The organism is Jeongeupia sp. USM3 (assembly GCF_001808185.1).
Lineage (GTDB): Bacteria > Pseudomonadota > Gammaproteobacteria > Burkholderiales > Chitinibacteraceae > Jeongeupia.
This window is the reverse complement of sequence record NZ_CP017668.1, coordinates 2,526,657-2,548,045: the sequence shown is the minus strand read 5'-3', so window position 1 is coordinate 2,548,045 and position 21,389 is coordinate 2,526,657. Positions and strand designations below refer to the sequence as shown.

The 21,389-nt window shown below is 66.7% G+C and carries 23 protein-coding genes; 17 read left to right on the top strand and 6 right to left on the bottom strand.

The genetic code is table 11. The annotated features are described in order from the left end of the window. Positions 1 to 3: 3 nt before the first annotated feature. The 4 genes from BJP62_RS12025 to ulaA all read right to left on the bottom strand — a co-directional run bounded on the left by BJP62_RS12025 (position 4) and on the right by ulaA (position 3,018). The gene (locus BJP62_RS12025) at positions 4 to 660 is read right to left on the bottom strand and encodes a 3-keto-L-gulonate-6-phosphate decarboxylase UlaD (RefSeq protein ID WP_070529892.1); all 657 of its coding nucleotides are present in this window, start codon (positions 658 to 660) and stop codon (positions 4 to 6) included. 87 nt (positions 661 to 747) lie between these two features. Next, positions 748 to 1,206: a PTS ascorbate transporter subunit IIA gene (gene ulaC / locus BJP62_RS12020; RefSeq protein WP_070529890.1), complete on the bottom strand. Its 459-nt coding sequence runs from the start codon at positions 1,204 to 1,206 to the stop codon at positions 748 to 750. Between the two features lie 14 nt (positions 1,207 to 1,220). Next, positions 1,221 to 1,532, bottom strand: a complete 312-nt coding sequence (locus BJP62_RS12015; protein ID WP_070529888.1) for a PTS L-ascorbate transporter subunit IIB — start codon at positions 1,530 to 1,532, stop codon at positions 1,221 to 1,223. A 58-nt stretch (positions 1,533 to 1,590) separates the two neighbouring features. Next, the gene (ulaA, locus tag BJP62_RS12010; protein ID WP_070529886.1) at positions 1,591 to 3,018 is read right to left on the bottom strand and encodes a PTS ascorbate transporter subunit IIC; all 1,428 of its coding nucleotides are present in this window, start codon (positions 3,016 to 3,018) and stop codon (positions 1,591 to 1,593) included. Positions 3,019 to 3,443: 425 nt separating this feature from the next. Between ulaA and ulaG the strand changes: the two genes are divergently transcribed. The 4 genes from ulaG (at position 3,444) to BJP62_RS11990 (ending at position 7,183) form a co-directional block, all read left to right on the top strand. Continuing rightward, positions 3,444 to 4,508: an L-ascorbate 6-phosphate lactonase gene (gene ulaG, locus BJP62_RS12005; protein WP_070529884.1), complete on the top strand. Its 1,065-nt coding sequence runs from the start codon at positions 3,444 to 3,446 to the stop codon at positions 4,506 to 4,508. Between the two features lie 112 nt (positions 4,509 to 4,620). Next, the gene (gene ulaR, locus BJP62_RS12000) at positions 4,621 to 5,379 is read left to right on the top strand and encodes an HTH-type transcriptional regulator UlaR (protein ID WP_070529881.1); all 759 of its coding nucleotides are present in this window, start codon (positions 4,621 to 4,623) and stop codon (positions 5,377 to 5,379) included. A gap of 59 nt (positions 5,380 to 5,438) precedes the next feature. Then, complete coding sequence (locus tag BJP62_RS11995) at positions 5,439 to 5,894, top strand: Rrf2 family transcriptional regulator (RefSeq protein ID WP_070529880.1); 456 nt, start codon at positions 5,439 to 5,441, stop codon at positions 5,892 to 5,894. Positions 5,895 to 5,983: 89 nt separating this feature from the next. Continuing rightward, entirely contained in the window at positions 5,984 to 7,183 is a 1,200-nt protein-coding gene (locus BJP62_RS11990; protein WP_070529879.1) for a globin domain-containing protein, read from the top strand. 563 nt (positions 7,184 to 7,746) lie between these two features. Here the strand turns inward: BJP62_RS11990 and BJP62_RS11985 are convergent. After that, positions 7,747 to 8,907 (bottom strand): benzoate/H(+) symporter BenE family transporter, encoded by a 1,161-nt coding sequence (locus BJP62_RS11985; RefSeq protein WP_070529878.1) that lies wholly within the window; start codon positions 8,905 to 8,907, stop codon positions 7,747 to 7,749. Between the two features lie 342 nt (positions 8,908 to 9,249). Here BJP62_RS11985 and BJP62_RS11980 point away from each other — a divergent pair, with 342 nt between their 5' ends. Then, a complete protein-coding gene (locus BJP62_RS11980; RefSeq protein WP_070532672.1) occupies positions 9,250 to 10,179 on the top strand; it encodes a DMT family transporter in 930 nt (309 codons plus the stop codon). 139 nt (positions 10,180 to 10,318) lie between these two features. On the opposite strand, the gene yiaY is transcribed toward BJP62_RS11980, so the two are convergent. Next, complete coding sequence (yiaY, locus tag BJP62_RS11975; RefSeq protein ID WP_070529877.1) at positions 10,319 to 11,470, bottom strand: L-threonine dehydrogenase; 1,152 nt, start codon at positions 11,468 to 11,470, stop codon at positions 10,319 to 10,321. 287 nt (positions 11,471 to 11,757) lie between these two features. Here yiaY and BJP62_RS11970 point away from each other — a divergent pair, with 287 nt between their 5' ends. The 12 genes from BJP62_RS11970 to BJP62_RS11915 all read left to right on the top strand — a co-directional run bounded on the left by BJP62_RS11970 (position 11,758) and on the right by BJP62_RS11915 (position 21,372). Then, positions 11,758 to 12,288, top strand: coding sequence for a hypothetical protein (locus BJP62_RS11970; RefSeq protein ID WP_070529876.1), 531 nt, complete (start codon positions 11,758 to 11,760; stop codon positions 12,286 to 12,288). Between the two features lie 106 nt (positions 12,289 to 12,394). Continuing rightward, positions 12,395 to 13,174, top strand: a complete 780-nt coding sequence (locus BJP62_RS11965) for a transporter substrate-binding domain-containing protein (protein ID WP_070529875.1) — start codon at positions 12,395 to 12,397, stop codon at positions 13,172 to 13,174. A gap of 70 nt (positions 13,175 to 13,244) precedes the next feature. Next, positions 13,245 to 13,919: an amino acid ABC transporter permease gene (locus BJP62_RS11960; RefSeq protein ID WP_145927193.1), complete on the top strand. Its 675-nt coding sequence runs from the start codon at positions 13,245 to 13,247 to the stop codon at positions 13,917 to 13,919. 192 nt (positions 13,920 to 14,111) lie between these two features. Continuing rightward, a complete protein-coding gene (locus tag BJP62_RS11955) occupies positions 14,112 to 15,254 on the top strand; it encodes a MalY/PatB family protein (protein WP_070529872.1) in 1,143 nt (380 codons plus the stop codon). An 86-nt stretch (positions 15,255 to 15,340) separates the two neighbouring features. Then, a complete protein-coding gene (locus tag BJP62_RS11950) occupies positions 15,341 to 15,913 on the top strand; it encodes a sugar O-acetyltransferase (protein WP_070529871.1) in 573 nt (190 codons plus the stop codon). Between the two features lie 87 nt (positions 15,914 to 16,000). Continuing rightward, positions 16,001 to 16,486 (top strand): 5-(carboxyamino)imidazole ribonucleotide mutase, encoded by a 486-nt coding sequence (gene purE, locus BJP62_RS11945; protein ID WP_070529870.1) that lies wholly within the window; start codon positions 16,001 to 16,003, stop codon positions 16,484 to 16,486. Further along, entirely contained in the window at positions 16,483 to 16,734 is a 252-nt protein-coding gene (locus BJP62_RS11940; RefSeq protein WP_070529868.1) for a hypothetical protein, read from the top strand. Before purE ends, BJP62_RS11940 begins: the two co-directional genes overlap by 4 nt. A 2-nt stretch (positions 16,735 to 16,736) precedes the next feature. Beyond that, positions 16,737 to 17,879, top strand: coding sequence for a 5-(carboxyamino)imidazole ribonucleotide synthase (locus tag BJP62_RS11935; RefSeq protein ID WP_070529867.1), 1,143 nt, complete (start codon positions 16,737 to 16,739; stop codon positions 17,877 to 17,879). A gap of 151 nt (positions 17,880 to 18,030) precedes the next feature. After that, positions 18,031 to 18,726 (top strand): DNA alkylation repair protein, encoded by a 696-nt coding sequence (locus tag BJP62_RS11930; RefSeq protein WP_070529865.1) that lies wholly within the window; start codon positions 18,031 to 18,033, stop codon positions 18,724 to 18,726. A gap of 55 nt (positions 18,727 to 18,781) precedes the next feature. Further along, positions 18,782 to 19,366, top strand: coding sequence for an FMN-binding negative transcriptional regulator (locus BJP62_RS11925; protein ID WP_070532669.1), 585 nt, complete (start codon positions 18,782 to 18,784; stop codon positions 19,364 to 19,366). 160 nt (positions 19,367 to 19,526) lie between these two features. Beyond that, the gene (gene aqpZ / locus BJP62_RS11920; protein ID WP_070529863.1) at positions 19,527 to 20,228 is read left to right on the top strand and encodes an aquaporin Z; all 702 of its coding nucleotides are present in this window, start codon (positions 19,527 to 19,529) and stop codon (positions 20,226 to 20,228) included. Positions 20,229 to 20,493: 265 nt separating this feature from the next. Next, the gene (locus BJP62_RS11915; RefSeq protein ID WP_070529858.1) at positions 20,494 to 21,372 is read left to right on the top strand and encodes a phosphoribosylaminoimidazolesuccinocarboxamide synthase; all 879 of its coding nucleotides are present in this window, start codon (positions 20,494 to 20,496) and stop codon (positions 21,370 to 21,372) included. Positions 21,373 to 21,389: the final 17 nt, after the last annotated feature.

Here is a 21,389-nt window from a genome sequence, read left to right as displayed (position 1 = left end):
ATCTCAGCCCCAGAGTTCGGCGATGGTGTGCTTGAACTGGCGCGCCGCGGCGGCCGGATCGGCGGCGTCGCGGATGCTGCGGCCGGCGATGAACACATTGATCGGGATGCCCTTGAACAGCGGCAGGTCCTCGAGCGCCAGACCGCCGGTCACGGTGACCTTGAAGCCCATTTCGGCCAGCCGGCGCACCGCGCCGATGTCGGCTTCGCCCCAGGTGTGGCCGGCGGCCTGCGCGTCACGGGCGCGGTGGTAGACGACCTGCTCGATGCCGACGGACTTCCACGCCTCGGCCTGCTCCCAGGTCCAGTAGCCGGTCAGCTCGACCTGGACATCGCCGCCGTACTCCCTGGCGGTCTTGACCGCGCCCTTGACGGTATTGATGTCGGCACAGCAGATCACGGTGATCCAGTCGGCCTTGGCTTCGAAGCACATCTTCGAGAGGATCAGCCCGGCGTCGGCGATCTTGGCGTCGGCGAGGACGATCTTGTCCGGGTACAGCGCCTTCAGCTCCTCGACCGCACGCACGCCTTCGGCGACGCAGAGGATGGTACCGACCTCGATCACGTCGATGTGCTCGGCGACGAGACGGGTGCTCTTGAACGCATCGGCCATCGACTGGTTGTCGAGGGCAATTTGCAGCATGGGCAGTTTTTTGGACATGAGGGTCTCCTGGCGCACGGGCGCAAGGCCCGGCGCGATTGAAATCAAAGGGGTAAAGGATTCAGCCGGCGGGTTCAGCCGGCGGATTCAGGCCGCGATCGCGTCAAGCAGCACCAGCACCTGATCCGGCGTGGTACAGGCGCGCAACTGGTCGAAACTGGTTTCATCGTCGAACAGCGCCACGACCTGCATGATCCCGCCCTCGTTGTGCGACTTCGCGTCGACGGCGGCGAGCGTGATCAGGATGTCGACCGGGTCGTTCTCGGGCGAGCCGAACACCACCGGGGTCTTCAGCGTCACCAGCGCAAAGCCGTTCTGCAGCACGCCGTTTTCCGGCCGTGCATGCGGCATCGCCAGCCCGGGCGCGAGCAGGAAATACGGCCCGAGTTCCTCGACATTGGCGAGGATGCCCGGGTAGTAGCGGTCGTCGACAACGCCGGCGGCTTCGAGCCGTTTCACGCCGATGGCGACGGCTTCCTGCCAGCTGGCCGCTTCGGCCTGCAGCACGATCGAATCGTGCCGGACGAGGGAATCACGCAGTTTCATGGCGCGCTCCCGGCTCAGGCCTGCTTCGCCGAGGCGAAGTGGGCGTCGATCACCGCGATCAGCTTCGGACCGAAATCGGCGGCCGACAGCATGTTGCGCACGCCGATCACGTGCTTGCCCTGCGGCGCGACGATATTGGCGGCGAGCTGTTCGGCGGCGACGACGATGTCGTAGTTGGCGAACTCGGCCTTGGCCTCGCTGACCGCACAGCTGTGCATCTTGTGATCGATCTTCTGCGCGGTCAGGAACTGGCCGATCTTCATCTTCATGATCATCGAGCTGCCTTGCCCGCAACCGCAAACCGAAAGGACGCGTACCGTACTCATGATGTAACTCCTTCTGTCAGAGGCGGGAACCGGGATCGCCGGCCCCGTCGGGATAAGCTCAGGCGTTCTGCCCGGCCAGTTGGATGTCTGCTTCCTGCTTTTCGAGGCGGGCCGCTTCGTCTTCCTCGCGGCGCAGCGTGCGGCCGGCGAAGAACATGTAGACCGCGGCAAGCACCAGGGTCAGGCCGAAGAACCACCAGCCCGTGTGCATGCCCTGCATGAACATCGGCCAGATCGTCGACCAGTCGCCCATGCCGAGCTGGCCCATCGTCAGCCCGGACAGCTGCACTGCCCAGACGCTGCCGACGATCTCGATCACCCCGGCGATGAAGCACAGCTTGGCCGCGGCCTTCCAGCCGCCGAAGTGGTTGGCGTAGACGCCGATCGTTGCGTTCGAGAAGAACAGCGGGATGAAGCCCGGGATGATCATGATCGGCGAGCCGACGAGCAGCAGCGCGCCGACGGCGGCGAGCTGGCCGAACGCCCCCCAGAGGAAGCCCCAGACCACGGCGTTCGGCGAGAACGAGAACAGCGCGGCACAGTCGATCGCCAGCACGGCGCCCGGCACCAGCTTCATCGAGATGCCGGCGAACGATTCGGTCAGTTCGGCGACGAACATCCGCACGCCCTGGACGATGGCGACGATGGCGACGGCAAAGGTCATCCCGGTCTGGACGATGAACAGCGTCCAGTGCGTCTTGCCGGCCATCGCCTCGACATTGGGGATGCCGAGCGAGAGCAGGATGCCGCCGAAGAACACGGTCATGATGATCGCCGTGGCGACGATATTGTCCTGGAACACCGACAGCCAGCCCGGCAGCTTCAGGTTCTCGACGCTGTCCTCGCGGTTGCCGAGATAGCGCGCGCACTTGGCAGCGACCCACGATGCGTACTGCTGCTGGTGGCCGATCGAGAAGCCGCCGCCCTCGGTGATCTCGTCGGTCATCTTGTAGATCATGTTCGAGCCGATCGCCCAGTACAGCGCGGTGATGACCGAGGCACAAGCCACGGTCATCAGCATGCCGGTATGCATCTGCAGCACGAAGAACACCACGATGATCCCGGCTTCCTGAAACATGATGTGCCCGGTCAGGAACACCGTGCGGATGCCGGTGACCCGGCGCGCCAGCACCAAGAGCACGTTGAGCAGCAGCGCGAACAGCACCGTGTAGCCGACCCAGGCGTAGTTGTTGCCGAGCGCATCCATCGTCGCGACCATCGCCGCGTACGGATCGGACACCGTCCCGGTCAGGCTGTAGACCTCGGACAACTTGGCGACGATGGGCTTGAAGGTGCTGACCAGCACGCCCGAACCGACCTGCAGCAGCATGAAGCCGACGATGGTCTTGATCGTGCCCTTGATCACCACGTCGGCCGGTTTGCGCAGCAGCAGGTAGCCGAGCATGGTGACAAGACCGAGCAGGAACTCGGGCCGCGACAGCACCTGGCTGTAGAAGATGTAGAAGATGTTGTAGGCGGCGTTCATGGCAGCCGGACTCCTGGTTATCGACGATTGGGCCGCATCACCTGCGGCGGAATCGGCCTCCGCCACGGCAACGTCATTGCTGTGATCACAAGCTACGCCTCAATACGATCACAAACAATCAGTAAAAATCATCTTCGATCAGATTGTTTGATCCCGATCAACTTCGCCATGCCGGTTGTCATTTGTTACCCGATGGCCCGGAAGGAACGCCCGCTTATCGCCGGTATTCCTTATTAAACAACGGCGAGAACCGCATGCCTGCAGGTATGCGCCCCCCTGGCTCCCTGCCGCTTCCGCGGCAAAACTAACGTGATCGCGTCGATTGACACGATCAAATATAATCAAATACGATCACAATCAGTCAAACGTGATCTGCGCATCCCAAGCCACGATCACCCTTCCAAACCCGACTGAGGACATACGCCATGAGCAAGATCGACAGCATCACCCGCGAATCGTGGATCCTGAATACCTTCCCCGAATGGGGCACCTGGCTGAATGAAGAGATCGAGCAGGAAGTCGTCGCACCGGGCACGTTCGCGATGTGGTGGCTCGGCTGCACCGGCATCTGGCTCAAGTCCGAAGGCGGTGCGAACATCTGCGTCGACTTCTGGTGCGGCACCGGCAAGCACACCCACGCCAAGCCGCTGATGAACAAGCAGCACCAGATGCAGCGGATGGCCGGCGTGCTGAAACTGCAGCCGAACCTGCGCACCACGCCCTTCGTGCTCGATCCCTTCGGCATCAGGAACATCGACGCGGTGCTGTCGACCCACGACCACAACGACCATATCGACGTGAACGTCGCCGCCGCCGTGCTGCAGAACTGTCCGGATACCGTGCCCTTCATCGGCCCGAAAGCCTGCGTCGATCTGTGGATCAGTTGGGGCGTGCCGGCCGGGCGCTGCATCACCGTCAAGCCCGGTGATGTCGTCAGGGTCAAGGACGTCGAAATCGTCGCCCTCGATTCCTTCGACCGGACCGCGCTGATCACGCTGCCGGCCGGCGAAACCGCAGCCGGCAAGCTGCCCGACGGCATGGACCTGCGCGCGGTCAACTACCTGTTCAAGACGCCGGGCGGCAACCTCTATCACAGCGGCGATTCGCACTATTCGAACGGCTACGCCAGGCACGGCAACGAGCACAAGATCGATGTCGCGCTCGGCTCGTACGGCGAGAACCCGCGCGGCATCACCGACAAGATGACCAGCGCCGACATCCTGCGCATGGCCGAATCGCTGAAGACCCAGGTGGTGATTCCGTTCCACCACGACATCTGGTCGAACTTCCAGGCCGACCCGCAGGAAATCCGCGTGCTGTGGGACATGAAGAAGGACCGGCTGCAATACGGCTTCAAGCCCTTCATCTGGCAGGTCGGCGGCAAGTTCACCTTCCCGGCCGACAAGGACCGGATGGAGTACCACTACCCGCGCGGCTTCGATGACTGCTTCAGCATCGAGCCGGACCTGCCTTACACATCGTTCCTGTAAGTCCCGAAGCCCCGCCCTGTGCGGGGCTTTTGCCACTGCGCAAGCGGATTCGGCTACAGGCCGATCACATTGATTCAGGTATGATCATAATCTGATCAGAACGGGTCACATCATGACCGAAATACAAAGACACAACGCCATTCTGGCGCTGCTCGAGCGCAGCCCGCTCGTCAGCGTCCACCAGCTGATCGACGAGATCGGCATGTCGCCGGCAACCGCCCGCCGCGACCTGAACAAGCTCGACGCCGCGGGCAAGCTGCGCAAGGTGCGCAACGGCGCCGAGCGGGTCTCGCCGGCCGAACGCGGCCGCTGGCTGCCGCTCGAACTCGCCGACCGGCCGAATTACGACGAGAAACACCGGATTGCCGTGGCCGCGGCGACCTTGCTGCGCGCCAGTGACAGCGTCGTCATCAACTGCGGCTCGACCGCCTTCCTGCTCGGCCAGGAGCTGTGCGGCAAGCCGGTGCAGATCATCACCAACTACTATCCGCTGGCAAGCTATCTGATCGAGCACGGCCACCAGAACCTGGTGCTGATGGGCGGCCAGTACGACCCGAGCCAGGGCATCATGATCAGCCTCAGCGACGATCAGGCCAGCCAGTTCGGCAGCAACTGGATGTTCACCTCGGGCTCCGGGCTGACCGCCGACGGGCTGTTCAAGAACAACCTGATCAGTGCGCTCTCGGAGCAGAAGGTCGTGCGCCACGCCGGCAAGCTCGTCGTGCTCGTCGACAGCAGCAAGGTCGGTCAGGGCAGCGGCATGCTGTTCGCGCGTACCGACGAGATCGCCATGGTGATCACCGGCAAGCAGGCCGATCCGGCGACCGTTGCCGCACTGCGCGCCAAGGGCGTCGAAGTCCGCCAGGTCTGACCCGCCTTGCGCCGGCCCGGCATAAGTTGCATTATGTTTGCAACTTATTGGGCCGCGCCATGCAACTGACCCGCTACACCGACCTCAGCCTCCGGGTGCTGATGTACCTGAGCTACCCCGACCGCAGCGACCTCGTCACCATCGCCGAGATCGCCGCGCAGTTCGACGTACCGCGCAACCACCTCGTCAAGGTCGTCAACCGGCTGGTCCACCTCGGCTGGGTGTCGGCCACGCGCGGCCGCAGCGGCGGCATCCGCCTCGGCGTGCCGGCCGGATCGCTGACGCTCGGGCAGATCCTGCGCGAGATGGAAGGCACGACGGCGCTGATCGACTGCGAAGGCGAAGTCTGCGTGCTCAGGAGCGGCTGCCGGCTGCGGGGTGCGCTGGCCGATGCCTTGCAGCAGTTCTACCGGACGCTCGACGGCTACACGCTGGCCGAAATCTGCGCCGCACCGACCGCCGGGCTGATCGCGCAGATGCACCGGATGGTGGCCATGCCGGCGGCGACACACTGATCACCGACCGATCGACCGGGCGGGGCCTGCTCCCGCCTTTCTTTGGCCCAATTTGTTGTATTTTATATACCACTAAAAGGAAGAACCCCGTGCTTGCACCGGACCACCGCGCCACCATCACCGCCACGCTGCCCGTCGTCGCCGCCAACGCCACCGCGATCAGCGGCCGCTTCTACGAGCGGATGCTCGGCGCCCACCCCGAGCTGCGCAACGTCTTCAACCAGGGCAACCAGGCGTCGGGCGAACAGAAGCAGGCGCTCGCCGGCGCGGTCTATGCCTATGCGCAGCATTGCGACCACCCGGCCGCGATCGAACCGCTGCTGAACCGCATCGCCCACAAGCACGCCAGCCTCGGCATCTCGCCCGACATGTACACCATCGTCGGCCGGCACCTGATGGCGGCGATCGGCGAAGTGCTCGGCGACGCCGTCACCGCCGGGATCGCCGAGGCCTGGGACACCGTGTACTGGCGCTTCGCCGGCGAGCTGATCGCGCGCGAGGCGGTGCTGTACAACGATGCCGGGATCACCCCGGCGAGCTTCCTGCGTGAATACGAGGTCGTCGAACGGGTGAACGAGGGCGACGTCGCCGTCTCGCTGCGACTGCTGCCGACCGACGACGCGCCACCGCCGGCGTTCCGGCCCGGCCAGTACGTCAGCGTGCAGGTCGAGCTGCCGCACCTGCGCCAGCTGCGCCAGTACAGCCTCTCGGATGCCGCCGACGGCAGGACGCTGCGGATCACCGTCAAGCAGGAGGCCGGCGACGACGTCCGTCCGGACGGGCTGGTGTCGATGCATCTGGCACGCCACGCCGACGTCGGCAGCCGCTGGCTGGTCAGCAACCCGTTCGGCGATCTGGCGCTGGCCACCGGTGCGGCGACGCCGGTGGTGATGATCTCGGCCGGCGTCGGCGTCACGCCGATGGTTGCGATGCGCCGGCATCTGGCCACCCGCCAGCCGCAGCGGGCCGGCGTCTTCGTCCATGTTGCCGCGCACGGCGGCCGGCACATCCTCAAGCGCGAGCTGGCGCCGGCGGCGAATATCGCCGACCTGATCTTCTACGACGATGCGCGCGATGCAGACCGGCTGGGCACCGATTACCACCATGCCGGACGGTTTGACCTGGCCGAACACGCGGCGGCGATCGTCCGGCCCGATGCCGATTACTACCTGTGCGGGCCGCTGGCGTTCATGACCGCGCAGCGCGGCGCGCTACTGGGCTTGGGCGTGGCGGCAGCGCGGGTGCATTTCGAGGTGTTCGGGCCGGATTTGCTGACGGCGACGCTGTAATCGTGCGATAGGCTTAGCGCCTTCGGCGTGGTGCTTGGGGTGCCGGGTAAGCGCCTGCGGCGCGGGTAAAAGCATTTACATGCGCGTTCCGCCGCGCAGACGGGATACTTTCTTTGCTTCGCCAAAGAAAGTATCCAAAGAAAGGCGACCCGCGCCCTACGGCCCTCCGGGCTGCCCTCGATCGGTCGCGAGCCAAGCCATAAACCCGGCTCGTCTCGCTCCACTCCTCGGCGCTGGCGAACGGGATGAAAGGCGGCGCACTTTTCGCCGCAACGGATTTGCCGTGTATTGGTTCACTGCCGGAGGCATACCGCCCCGATCCCCTCAGAAGCGCCGAGCAGCACAGCCGAGCGCGGGGTTGTCGGGGATCGCTGTTTGAGCGAAGCGAGTTTGCGATTCCCGCCGCGTTCGGCGAGCAGCGCAGGGAACCCCGAAGGGGCGCGGATGTGGGGTCGCCTTTTCTTTGGATACTTTCTTTTGGCGAAGCAAAAGAAAGTATCACGTCCGCCGGGCGGAACCGGCAGTCAACGCCGTTGATACCGCGCCGAAGGCGCTAAACAAATTCAAGCCCGTGGCCGCGCCATCAACGCCACCGCCCCCGCAATCAACCCCCAGAACGCCGAGCCGACGCCGGCCAGCGTCACGCCCGAGGCGGTGACCAGAAAGGTGATCATCGCCGCTTCGCGCGTACCGTCGTCCTTCAGCGCCGCAGTCAGGCCGTTGCCGATGGTGTTGAGCAGCGCCAGCCCGGCGAGCGCGACGACGAGCTCCTGCGGAAACGCCGCGAACAAGGTCGCGACCGCGGCGCCGAAGATGCCGATGATCAGGTAGAACACGCCGGCGGCCACCGCCGCGGTGTAGCGGCGCTTTTCGTCCTCGTGCGCCTCGCGCCCCATGCAGATTGCCGCGGTGATCGCCGCCAGGTTGACCGCGAACGCGCCGAACGGTGCCAGCAGTAGGGTCGTCACGCCGGTGGCGGTAATCAGCGGCGAAATCGGCGGATGGTAGTTCGACGCGCGCAGCACTGCGACGCCGGGGACGTTCTGCGACGCCATGGTCACGACGAACAGCGGCAGCGCGACGCTGGCAAGCGCATGCCAGGAGAACGCCGGCATGACGAATTCGGGCCGCGCCAGCTCGAGGCGGATCTCGCCCCAGCGCAGGCTGCCCTGCAGTGCCGCGATCGCCACGCCGACCGCCAGCACCGCGACGATCGCGTAACGCGGCGACAGCCGCCGCATCGCCAGGTACACCGCCAGCATCGCCCCCACCATCACCAGTTGCGTCTGCAGCGCGGTGAATGCGGCAAGGCCGAAGCGCAGCAGCACGCCGGCGAGCATCGCCGACGCGATCGCCACCGGAATCCGCTGCATCGCCCGCTCGAACCAGCCGGTCGCACCGGCGACGATGATCAGGAGCGCACTGATGCAGAACGCGCCGACCGCCTCGGCCATCGTCACGCCGGCGACGCTGGTCACCAGCATCGCCGCGCCCGGCGTCGACCACGCCGTCACTACCGGCACCCTGTAGCGCAGCGACAGCACGATGCACGTCAGCCCCATCGCCAGCCCGAGCGACCACATCCACGACGCGGTCTGCGCTTCGGTCGCGCCAAGCGCCTGCGCGGCCTGGAACACGATCACCGCCGAGCTGGTGAAACCGACGAGCACGGTGACGAAACCGGCAACGATGGTCGAGAGCGAAACATCCTTGAGCAGCGACATGGGTAATCCGGGGCGGAATCAGTGCAAGCAGTCTCGCGGACGAGCCCCGGGTACGGCAATGGACAGTTGCATGCCGCCGACAGCGTCACAGCGGCAAGCGACACCGCGGCCGTCAATGCGCACCGAATCGGCGGCCCGTTGACGTCGTCATCGAACGGCTGATAGCTTGAACGCATGTCAGCCGTCCCGACCGCCCTTCTGCTGCACGCCGCCTGGTGGCTGGTTCGCCCCCGGCGGTAGCGCCACGGTCTTCGACAGCCCGGCCACCGCGAGCCCCCTGCCGCGGTGCAATGCCCTTCTGAAAACCATCGCGGCGCCCTTTCCTTCCGGAGGATGACCGCCATGCCCCCAAGTCCTGCCAGCCCGCCCGCCCTGTTCGGTCTGTCGCCCCAACGCCTCGGCCTGCTGCTCGCCTTCCTGTCGGCGACCGGTTTCGCAACCAAGGCGGTGTTCGTCAAGCTCGCCTACCGCCACGGCGTCGACGCGGTCACCTTGCTGACGCTGCGGCTCGGGTTTGCGCTGGCGCTGATCGGCGCGTGGCGACTCGTCCGGCAGCTGCGTGGCGCAGTGGCGCCGGTCGCGCCGGTTTCGCGCGGCGATCTGGGCCTGCTGCTGGTACTCGGCCTGCTCGGCTACTACCTCGCCAGCCTGTTCGATTTCATCGGCCTCGTTACCGTCAGCGCCAGCATCGAGCGGCTGGTGCTCTATCTCTATCCGACGCTGACCGTGCTGCTGTCGGCGCTGTTCTTCCGCACGCCGGTCACCAGGCGAATGATCGGCGCGCTGCTGCTCACCTACGCCGGCATCGCCGTCGTGATCGGGCCGGGGCTGGCCGGTGCACACGCCGACGTCGTCGGGCTGCTGTGGATCGTCGCCAGCACCGTCGCCTATGCGCTCTACCTGACCTTCAGCTCGGGGGTGATCAAACGCATCGGCGCAATGCGCTTCACCGAAGCAGCGCTGACCGTGTCGGGCGCGGCAATGCTGATCCAGTACCTGCTGACGCGACCGCTGGCGCCGCTGTTCTCGCAACCGTGGCCGGTCTACGGCTACGCGCTGATCACCGCGCTGGTCGCCACCGTGCTGCCGATCTGGATGATGGCGGCGGCAATGGCGCGCATCGGTGCCGGCCGTGCCGCGATCGCCGGCAGCATCGGCCCGGTGATCACCATCGTCCTGAGCCTCGGCATCCTCGACGAAAGCCTCGGCCCGCTGCAGTGGCTCGGCGTTGCGGTGGTGATGGGCGGTGTCAGCCTGGTCGGCAAGCGCTGACCGCGTTGATGCCAGGCAAGAAAAAGGCCGGGTAGAACCCGGCCCGTGAATCGTTTGGTCTGCGGCTGTGCCGCAGATCTTTCCGCCTGTTCGGCCTGCGCGTCGTCCGCGCGGCGCCGGCGGTTTGCCCTTCTCCCCCCTACATCGCAGCGCGGAAGATCGCGCAGATTTCGTCGTGCGTGGCCTGCTTCGGATTGGTGAAGCCGCAGGCGTCCTTCAGCGCATTGGTCGCCAGCGTCGGAATGTCGGCTTCCTTGACGCCGAGTTCGGTCAGCCCGGCCGGAATGCCGACGTCGGCGGCCAGCTGGCGGATCGCGGCAAGGCAGGCCTGCGCGGCCTGGTCGTCGTTCATGCCTTCGACGTCGATGCCCATCGCGTCGGCCACGTCGCCAAGCCGCGCCGCGGCGACCTGGGCGTTGTAGGCCTGCACGTGCGGCAGCAGCACCGCGTTGCAGACACCGTGCGGCAGGTCATAGAAACCGCCGAGCTGGTGCGCCATCGCGTGCACGTAGCCGAGCGAGGCGTTGTTGAATGCCATGCCGGCGAGGAACTGCGCATACGCCATCTGTTCACGCGCGACCATGTCCTTGCCGTCGGCAACGGCGGCGCGCAGATGCTGGCTGATCAGCTCGACCGCCTTGAGCGCGCACGCGTCGGTGATCGGCGTGGCGATCGTCGAGACATAGGCTTCGACGGCGTGGGTCAGCGCGTCCATGCCGGTTGCCGCGGTCAGGCCCTTGGGCATGCCGGCCATCATCGCCGGGTCGTTGACCGACAGGATCGGCGTAGTGTGCTTGTCGACGATGGCCATTTTGATGTGGCGCGCCTCGTCGGTGATGATGCAGAAGCGGGTCATTTCGCTGGCGGTGCCGGCGGTGGTGTTGATCGCCACCAGCGGCAGCTGCGGCTTGGCCGAGCGGTCGACGCCTTCGTAGTCGGCGATCTTGCCGCCGTTGGCCGCGACCAGCGCGATGCCCTTGGCGCAGTCGTGCGGCGAGCCGCCGCCGAGCGAGATCACGAAATCACAGCCGTTGTCCTTCAGGAGCTTGAGCCCGGCCTCGACATTGCCCGTGGTCGGGTTCGGATGCGTGCCGTCGAACACCACGCTGGCGACGCCGGCCTGGCCCAGCGTTTCGGCGACCTGGCCGACAAGGCCGGTCGACACCAGCCCCTTGTCGGTGACGATCAGCGCCTTCTTGTAGCCGTACGAGGCGACGGCCTTCGCGGCGTCGCTCATGCAGCCGGCGCCCATCAGGTTGACGTTGGGAATGAAGAATGCGGTGGTGGCCATGCTGACTCCTTGCGGTTCGGGTCCGGCGATCCGGCGGCGGGCTGCAGCTCGTGGCCGAGGCCGTCGCCGGAACGCCGATGACGATTGGGTACGGTCACTACTTTGCGCCCGTACGCCGTGCCCCGCTTTGCGCACCATCAAACCGGCCGTGGTAATAGTGCGACGCCTTTGGCGCCCGAAGCACCGCAAACCGACCGCTCGTCGCCGCGCCGCTTACATGGCGCCCCGGCTGGCTATGAAAGAATCTCACCCGTGAAACCGTTCTGCAGCAACGCCGAGGGGGAACCATGGCCCGTCACGCCCGCCAACTGTCGGCCGCGCTGCTGCTCGCTGCGGCCACCGCGGCGTTTGCCAACGAGGCGCCGCCGTATTTCGACTTCAACGTCACGACACCGCTGGCCGAGTCCGAAGCGCCGACGACCTGGGTCTGGCTTGCCGGCAAGGCCGCCAATGCGCTGCTGCCGAGCTACGACCCCGCGCGGCTGACCTTCTTCGGCGATCCAACGCTCATCGTCGGCTTCTCGGCCAACCGCCGGATGCGCTATGTCGGCAACGAGCTGCGCGACGACAACCCGCAGTCGCTGCTGTTTCCGTTCGCCAACTACACCTTCGAGAGCGGCGTGACGCTGGGCCTGCAGGCCGAAACCACCTACCGGAGCGTCGACGGCGACTGGGATACGCCGGTCAGCCTGACGCTGAGCCGGCGCTTTGCCATGGGCGAACATGCGCTGACCCTCGGCGGCGGCGTGCAGCAGTTCAGCAGCGAGACGCCACGCTGGGGGCTCGGCGTGATCTGGCAGCTACCGTGGGCGCAGTAGCCCCGCAGTCGCCGCCGACTGGGAATAACCCTGATGGCCTGACGATTGACGACATGTTATTTTGGTTATGTTGAATCAAATCAAAATAACCAAAGGTTATCTTTATATGAAAAAACTTGCCCTGCTGGTGATCGCCGCCGCGATCTCGGTACCCGCCTTTGCCGCCGACCTGCTCGATACCGTCAAAAGCCGCGGTGCGCTCAAGGTCGCGCTCGAGGGCAGCTACCCCCCGTTCAACTTCAAGGACAAGCAGGGCCAGCTGACCGGCTTCGAGGTCGAGCTCGCGCGCGAACTCGCGCGCCGCCTCGGCGTGAAGGCCGATTTCACCACCGGCGAATGGAGCGGCCTGCTCGCCGGGCTGCAGGCCGGCAAGTTCGATGTCGTCATCAACCAGGTCGGCATCACCGATGCACGGCAGAAGGTGTTCGACTTCTCCGAGCCGTACACGATCTCGTCGGCGCAGCTGATCGTGCGCAAGAACGAGACCCGTCAGTTCAAGTCGCTTGACGACCTCAAGGGCAGGAAGCTCGGCCTCGGCCTCGGCACCAACTACGCCGACATGGCCAAGGCCGTCGCCGGCGTCGACGTGAAGACCTACCCGGGTGCGCCGGAATACCTGCAGGATCTGGCGCAGGGCCGGCTCGACGCGGCGCTGAACGACAGCCTGATGATCCCGTTCGCGATCAGGGAATCGAAACTGCCGGTGAAGCCGGGCGCCCCGGTCGGCGAGCTGTCGAAATCGGGCATCCCGTTCGCCAAGGGCAACCCGCAGTTCAAGACCGCGATCGACAAGGCGCTGGCCGGGATGCACAAGGACGGCAGCTTCGCGAAGATCTCGACAAAGTGGTTCGGCATCGACGTATCCAAGGCGCCCAAGGCAAAATAAGCGCCTTTGCCGCCCCCGTGCCCCCGGCCGTGTCTGAACCGTCGGGGGCATGTCGTTTTCCGGAGCCCGGATGGAATCCACCCTCGATAGCTGGATCGAACTGCTGCACACCGCCACGCCCTTCCTGATCCAGGGCGCCGGCTACACGGTCTTTTTCGCCCTGATCTCCATGGTGCTCGGCCTCGCGCTCGGCTTTGCCGTCGCACTCGTGCGCATCGCCCGCGTGCCGGTGCTCGCGCAGATCGCCGCCGTCTATGTCAGCGCGATGCGCGGCACGCCGCTCCTGGTGCAGATCTTCGTCATCTACTACGGCCTGCCCAGCGTCGGCATCGAATTCGAGCCGGTGACCGCCGGCATCCTCGCGCTGACGCTCAACGTCGCCGCCTACCTGTCCGAGAGCATGCGCGGCGCGATCGCCGGCGTCTCGCGCAACCAGTGGCTGGCCGGCTACTCGCTCGGGCTGAACTGGTGGCAGACGATGCGCCACATCATCGCGCCGCAGGCGCTGCGCCTCGCCGTGCCCAGCCTGTCGAACAGCCTGATCAGCCTGATCAAGGACACCTCGCTGGTGTCGGTGATCACCGTGACCGAGCTGATGCTCGCGACCAAGGAAGTCATCGCCCAGACCTTCCAGCCGCTGCCGCTCTACCTGGCCGCCGCGGCGATCTACTGGATGCTCAGCGCGCTGTTCGAACGCGTGCAGCGCGCGGTGGAAAGAAAGCTCGAATTCGCCCACCGCCACTGAAGCCCACCCCATTCGGCGGCTGCGCCTGCGCATCTTGCCCCCGTCCGGTGCTCGAAACCCTCGTGTACCAACACGTACACTCCGGTTTCTGCGCACCGGGCGGGGCCAATCTGCTTTGGCTCGCCCGCCGACTGGGATAGGCTTTAAACAGCGAAAAATGCTTACGCTGGATTGATTCCGAGGAATACCGCCATGTACGACTTCACCACCCCCGCCGCCCAGCACGTGGCCGACAGCCTGAAATGGCGCAAGTACGCCGGTCGCGACGTGCTGCCGCTGTGGGTCGCCGACATGGACTTCCTCAGCCCGCCGGCAATCACCGAGGCGCTGGCCGCGCGCGTCGCGCAGGGCATCTTCGCCTACGGCGAGCCGACCGAAACCGCCGTTGGCGCACTGCTCGCCGCCAGCCTGCGCGACTACGGCTGGGCGATCGAACCGGCGTGGCTGGTGCCGCTGCCCGGGCTGGTCACCGGGCTCAATGTCGCCTGCCGTGCCAGCGGCGACGGCGACGTGATCACCGCGACGCCGATCTATCCGCCGTTCATGTCGGCACCGCAGTTCGCCGGCCGCAAGCTGGTGAAGCTGCCGCTGCGCGAAACCCGGCGCGACACCGGCAGCCACTGGGAATGGGACTTCGACGCGCTCGAGGCCGCGGCCACGCGCGGCGCAACGCTGATGCTCTGCCACCCGCACAACCCGGTCGGCCGGCAGTGGACGCCGGCCGAACTCGCCCGGCTCGGCGAGATCGCCGAACGGCACGACCTGACCGTGATCAGCGACGAAATCCATTGCGACCTGCTGCTCGAGCCCGGCGCGCGGCATACCCCGTTCGCGGCGATCTCGCCCGAGCTCGCCGCAAGGACGATCACGCTGATGGCGCCGTCCAAGACCTACAACGTCCCCGGGCTCGGCTGCGCATTCGCGGTGATCCCGAACGCCGAACGCCGCCACGCCTTCCAGAAGTCCATGCGCGGCATCGTCCCGCACGTGAACCTGCTCGGCTATGTCGCGCTCGAGGCCGCCTGCCGCGACGGCGCCGCGTGGCGCAACGCGCTGTTGTCGGTGCTGCGCAGCAACCGCGACGAGGTCGTCCGCGCGCTCGACGGCGTCCAGGGGCTGCGCGTCACCGTGCCGCAGGCGACCTTCCTCGCCTGGATCGACTGCCGCGACACCGGCCTGCAGCACCCGCAGCATTTCTTCGAACAGGCTGGCGTCGGCCTGTCCGACGGTGCCGATTTCGGCGCGCCGGGCTTTGTCCGGCTCAACTTCGGCTGCCCGCGCGCGACGCTCGATTCGGCGCTCGCGCGGATGCGCGCAGCACTGTCCAGGCTCTGATGCCGAGCTTGCCCAGTTCGCCGGCCGGTCGGGCGACACCCGGCCGCAAGCGGTAAATTGGCGGTCTGCCCAACCGGAAATCCGCCATGTCCGACACCACGATACGCTACGCCTTCAGCGACCTCGGCAGGGAACCCGGCGACTGGCGCAACGAAGTCGAGCTGTTGCGCCGCTTCAACGACTGGCACACCGACGACGACGCACGCGCGGCGATCATCGCCGAACTGTTCGGCAACGCCGGCGACGTACGGATCCTGCCGCCGCTGACCGTCGCCCGCGGCCGCGACTTCAGCTTCGGCCACAAGGTCTTCATCAACTGCGGCGCAATGCTCTCGGGCGGCGCGCCGGTGCGCATCGGCGCGCACACGCTGATCGGCCCGAACGTGCACATCCACGCGACCACGCACCCGGTCGACCCGACCGAGCGCCAGCGCTGGGCGTTCTGGGCCAAGCCGATCACCATCGGCGAGAATGTCTGGATCGGCGCCGGCGCGGTGATCTGTGCCGGCGTGACGATCGGCGACCACAGCGTCATCGGCGCCGGCGCCATCGTCACCCGCGACGTGCCGGCCTGCGTGCTCGCCGCCGGCAATCCGGCCCAGGTCGTGCGCCAGCTGGAGCCGCCGGACATGGCCACGCTGTACGCCGACTGGACCTGATCCGCCCCTGCCGCGCCGACGCCCGTCGGTATTGCTGCCCCGCGCGGGCGAATTCGGTAGAATTTCCGCTTTTACGCGGGGTAGGACATGGTCAAGGTCGGCGTCGTCATGGGCAGCAACAGTGACTGGGAGGTCATGCGTCACGCAGCCGAGCAGTTGAAAACCTACGGCGTCGCGTTCGAATGCCGCGTCGTGTCGGCGCACCGCACGCCCGACCTGCTGTTCGAATACGCCGAGACCGCCGGTCCGCGCGGCCTGGCATGCATCATCGCCGGTGCCGGCGGTGCCGCCCACCTGCCGGGCATGCTCGCCGCCAAGACCACCGTGCCGGTGCTCGGCGTACCGGTGCCGTCCAAATACCTGCGCGGCGAGGATTCGCTGCTGTCGATCGTCCAGATGCCCAAGGGCGTGCCCGTCGCGACGTTCGCGATCGGCGAAGCCGGTGCCGCCAACGCCGGCCTGTTCGCGGTGGCGATGCTCGCCGCGACCGACCCGCAACTCGCCGCTCAACTTGCCGCCTTCCGCGAAACGCAGAAGCAGACCGTGCTGGCGATGACGCTGCCCGAGGTATGAACCACGACAGGCAGCGCTGGGAACGGATTCGCGCAGGCGGATTCTGGCGCTGCCTGCTGCTGCGCGGGATGCTGGGCTGGGGACTGCCGTTCTGCGCGCTCTGGGCGCTGATCGCCCAAATGCTCGGCCTTGGCAGCCTGCGCGCCGCGCTGATTGAAGCTCTGCCGCTGGGTCTGGCCGCCGGCCTGATCTGGGGCTTCGCCTGCTGGGGCTTTGCGCTCCTGCAACTGATGAAATCGAAGGAATGACCATGGCTGTGAAGCCGATTCTGCCGCCGGCCATGCTCGGCATCCTCGGGGGCGGCCAGCTCGGCCGCATGTTCGCCGTCGCCGCCAGGACCATGGGCTACCGCGTCACCGTGCTCGATCCGGATGCGAAAGCCCCGGCCGCCGACTTCGCCGACGTGCACATCGCCCGCCCGTACAACGACCCGGACGCGCTGGCCGAACTGGTGCGTACCTGCAAGGCGATCACCACCGAGTTCGAGAACGTCAACGCCGAATCGATGCGCTGGCTTGCTGGCCAGGGCGTGCCGGTCTCGCCGAGCGGCGACTGCGTCGCGATCGCGCAGGACCGTGTCGCCGAAAAAACCTTCATCCGCAACGCCGGCCTTGCCACCGCACCCTTCCTGCCGGTGCAGACCGCCGCCGACCTCGAGGGCGATCTCGCCCCCTACCTGCCGGGCATCCTCAAGACCGCCCGCCTCGGTTACGACGGCAAGGGCCAGGTCCGGGTGAAAACGGTCGACGAGGCGCGCGCCGCCCTGTCCGACCTGAAGCACCAGCCCTGTGTGCTGGAAAAGATGATGCCGCTGGTCGCCGAGATCTCGGTCATCGTCACCCGCACCCGCGCCGGCGAAGTCACCAGCTTCCCGCCGGCCGAGAACGAACACGCGAACGGCATCCTCGACGTGTCTATCGTCCCGGCGCGCCTCAAGGCCGACATCGCCGAACGCGCCCGCTCGATGGCGATGCAGCTGGCCGAAGCGCTCGACTATGTCGGCGTCCTCGCGGTCGAGTTCTTCATCCTCGACGGCGACGAGCTGGTCATCAACGAAATGGCGCCGAGGCCGCACAACAGCGGCCACTACACGCTCGATGCCACGCTGACCAGCCAGTTCGAACAACAAGTCCGCGCGATGTGCGGGCTGTATCCGGGCAAGACCGACCTGCTGCGGCCGGTGGTGATGGTCAACCTGCTCGGCGACGTCTGGGGTGCCAATGGCGCCGAGCCGAACTGGGACGTGCTGATGAGCGCGCCGAATGCCAAGCTGCACCTGTACGGCAAGACCGACGCACGTTCGGGCCGCAAGATGGGCCATTTCAACGTGATGGCCGACAGTGCCGACGCCGCGCTCGAGCAGGCGAGAGCAATCAAGGACATGCTCGGCTGAAAACCCGTCTCATTCGGCGGCTACGCCTGCGCATTTCGTTTCCATACGATGCTCGGAGTCCTCATGGACCTCACGTCCATTCCGGCTCCTGCGCTTCGGATGGAAACGAACTGCTTTGGCTCGCTCACCGACTGAGACAGGTTTCGCTCACATGAACAACAGCCAGCTCGCAACGGCGTTCACCACCGCCGTCGTTGCCGGACTCGCACCGCTTGCCGACCCGGCGGCCGCTGCACCGATGGCCGCGTACATGCGCGGCCGTTTTGCTTTCCTCGGCGTCAAGACACCGGCCCGCCGCGGCGTGTCGACGCCGCTGATCCGCGCCGCGCGAACCACCCTCGCGCCCGGCGAACGGCTCGCCGCCGCGCAACAGCTGTGGGCCCTGCCCGAACGCGAATACCAGATCGTCGCCGTCGACCTGCTGGCCGACCGGCCGGCGTCGCTCGGTGCCGCCGCGCTGCCGGTGCTCGACGAGCTGATCGGCCGCAAGTCGTGGTGGGACAGCGTCGACGGCCTGGCCGCCCACGTCATCGGCCCGCTGCTGCAGGCCGAGCCCGCGCTGCGCCCGGTGATGGATGACTGGGCGCACGGCGACCGGCTCTGGCATGCGCGCACCGCGCTGCTGTTCCAGCTCGGCTACCGGGCGGACACCGACACCGTGCGGCTGTTCGCTTACTGCCATAGCCTCGCCGGCCACCCGGACTTCTTCATCCGCAAGGCGATCGGCTGGGCACTGCGCCAGCACGCCCGGACCGATGCCGACGCCGTCCGCGCCTTCGTCGACGCCGAGCGCGAACGACTCTCGCCGCTGTCGGTACGCGAGGCGCTGAAGCACCTCGCCGACTGAGACAAGGCCGCGTCAGCACCGGTATGCTCGAGTGTTCCGCCACGCCGAGCCCGCCATGTACGTTCCCGAGCATTTCCGCTGCGACGACCTGCCGACGATCCACGCCTTCGTCCACGCCCACGGCTTCGCCACGCTGATCAGCAATGTCGACGGCGTGCCGTTCGCCACCCACCTGCCGCTGGTGCTCGTCCCGGGGCCGGACGGCGACCGGCTGATCGGCCACGTCGCCCGCGCCAATCCGCACTGGCAGGCTTGGGAAAACGGCGCACCGGCGCTGGCGATCTTCCACGGCCCGCACGACTACGTGTCGCCGAGCTGGTATGAGAGCCGCCCGGCGGTGCCTACCTGGAACTACGCCGCGGTGCATGCAACCGGCAGCGTGCGCGTCGGCGCCTCGCTGGCGCTGGCCGAGCTGATCCGCCGGTACGAGCCGACGCTGATCGGCGATCGCGAGACCTTCGATCCGGCGTTCAACACCACGCTCAAGCAGCACATCGTCGGCATCGCGTTCGACGTCGAGCACTGGGAAGCCAAGTTCAAGCTGTCGCAGAACCGCAGCGAGGCCGACCGCCGCAATATTGCCGACCGTCTCGGCGACGCCGAGCTCGCGGCGATGGTCAGGCAAACGCTCGGTGCCTGACCGGCGCGCCTGTCGAGCGCGACGACCCGCCCCATGGCGACAGCAAGGTAAAAATCACAATCATGTCAGGATAAATCTGACAGATCAGTCAACATAATTGGCCTATCTTGTTTCCCTTCGCGGCGCGCCTGATCGCGTCCACTGACAACAAGGGGGAAACATGTATCCGCTCAAGAACCGCATGGCTGCGGAATTCATCGGCACGTTCTGGCTCGTGCTCGGCGGCTGCGGCAGCGCCGTGCTCGCCGCGGCCTTTCCGCAGCTCGGGATCGGCTTTGCCGGCGTCGCGCTCGCCTTCGGCCTGACCGTGCTGACGATGGCGTACGCGATCGGCCACGTCTCCGGCTGTCACCTGAACCCGGCGGTGTCGCTCGGCCTCGTCGTCGCCGGCCGCTTTCCGGGCAAGGAGTTCGTGCCCTATGTGATCGCCCAGGTCCTCGGCGGGATCGCCGCCGCCGCGGTGCTGTATGCGATCGCCAGCGGCAAGGCCGGCTTCGATCTGGCCGGCGGCTTCGCGTCGAACGGCTACGGCGCACACTCGCCGGACGGCTACAGCCTGACGGCGGCGCTGGTCTGCGAAGTGGTGATGACCGCCATGTTCCTGTTCGTGATCCTCGGCGCGACCGACAAGCGCGCACCGGCCGGCTTCGCGCCGATCGCGATCGGTCTGGCACTGACCCTGATCCACCTGATCAGCATTCCGGTCACCAACACCTCGGTGAACCCGGCGCGCAGCACCGGCGTCGCGCTGTTCGCACAAGGCTGGGCGATCGACCAGCTGTGGCTGTTCTGGGTCGCGCCGCTGGTCGGTGCGGCAATCGCCGGCGTGGTCTATCCGCTGGTGGCCGGCAAGAGCGAGTAAGAACGGCCACCCTGCCGGCTGCGCTCGCTTGCCGTACTACGCGTACTGTCTGCCAGCACCGTTTCACTGGGTTTGCGCCCGGCAGGAAGTGCCCTTGGGGCATTAGCCGCTCCAAGCGCGGCGCCCTTGCCCACGCCCCGACGGCCCCGCCCTCGGGGCGTTTTGCCGTCCCGGCCCGCGCCGTCTCCGGCCGGGCGGCATGCGGCACCGGCCGGAATCGGGCAAAATACGGCTTTTGCCGCCGAGCCCGCGCCAAGGAAACATGATGTCCAGCATCACCTCCACCGACCTCAAGAGCCTGAAGAAGATCTACTCGGGCAAGGTTCGCGACCTGTACGAAATCGATGCCAAGCGCATGCTGATGATCGCAACCGATCGCCTGTCGGCGTTCGACGTGATCCTCGAGGAGCCGATTCCGGAGAAGGGCAAGATCCTCACCGCGATCTCGAACTTCTGGTTCGACAAGTTCAAGGCTCTGGTGCCGAGCCACTTCACCGGCGAGCGCGCCGAGGACGTCGTCAGCTTTGAGGACCTGCCGCAGGTCGAAGGCCGCGCGGTCGTGGTCAAGCGGCTGAAGCCGGTGCCGGTCGAGGCGGTCGTGCGCGGCTATCTGGCCGGTGGCGGCTGGAAGGACTACAAGGCGACCGGCGCGGTCAGCGGCATTGCGCTGCCGGCCGGTCTGGTCGAGGCGCAGCAACTGCCCGAGCCGATCTTCACCCCGAGCACCAAGGCCGCCGTCGGCGACCACGACGAGCCGATCTCGTTCGAACAGACCGCCGACCTGATCGGCCCGGAACTCGCCGCCAAGGTGCGCGACACCGCGATCCGGCTCTACAAGGCCGCGGCCGAATTCGCCGCCACCCGCGGCATCATCATCGCCGACACCAAATTCGAGTTCGGCCTCGACGACGACGGCACGCTGTGCCTGATGGACGAGGCGCTGACGCCGGATTCGAGCCGCTTCTGGCCCGCCGACCAGTACCGGCCGGGCAGCAACCCGCCGTCGTACGACAAGCAGTTCGTCCGCGACTGGCTCGAGAGCACCGGCTGGAACAAGCAGCCGCCGGCCCCGGCCGTGCCGCGCGACGTCGCCGAGAAGACCGCCGCCAAGTACCGCGAAGCGCTCGACAAGCTCACCGCCTGACCGGCTCGGACGACAAA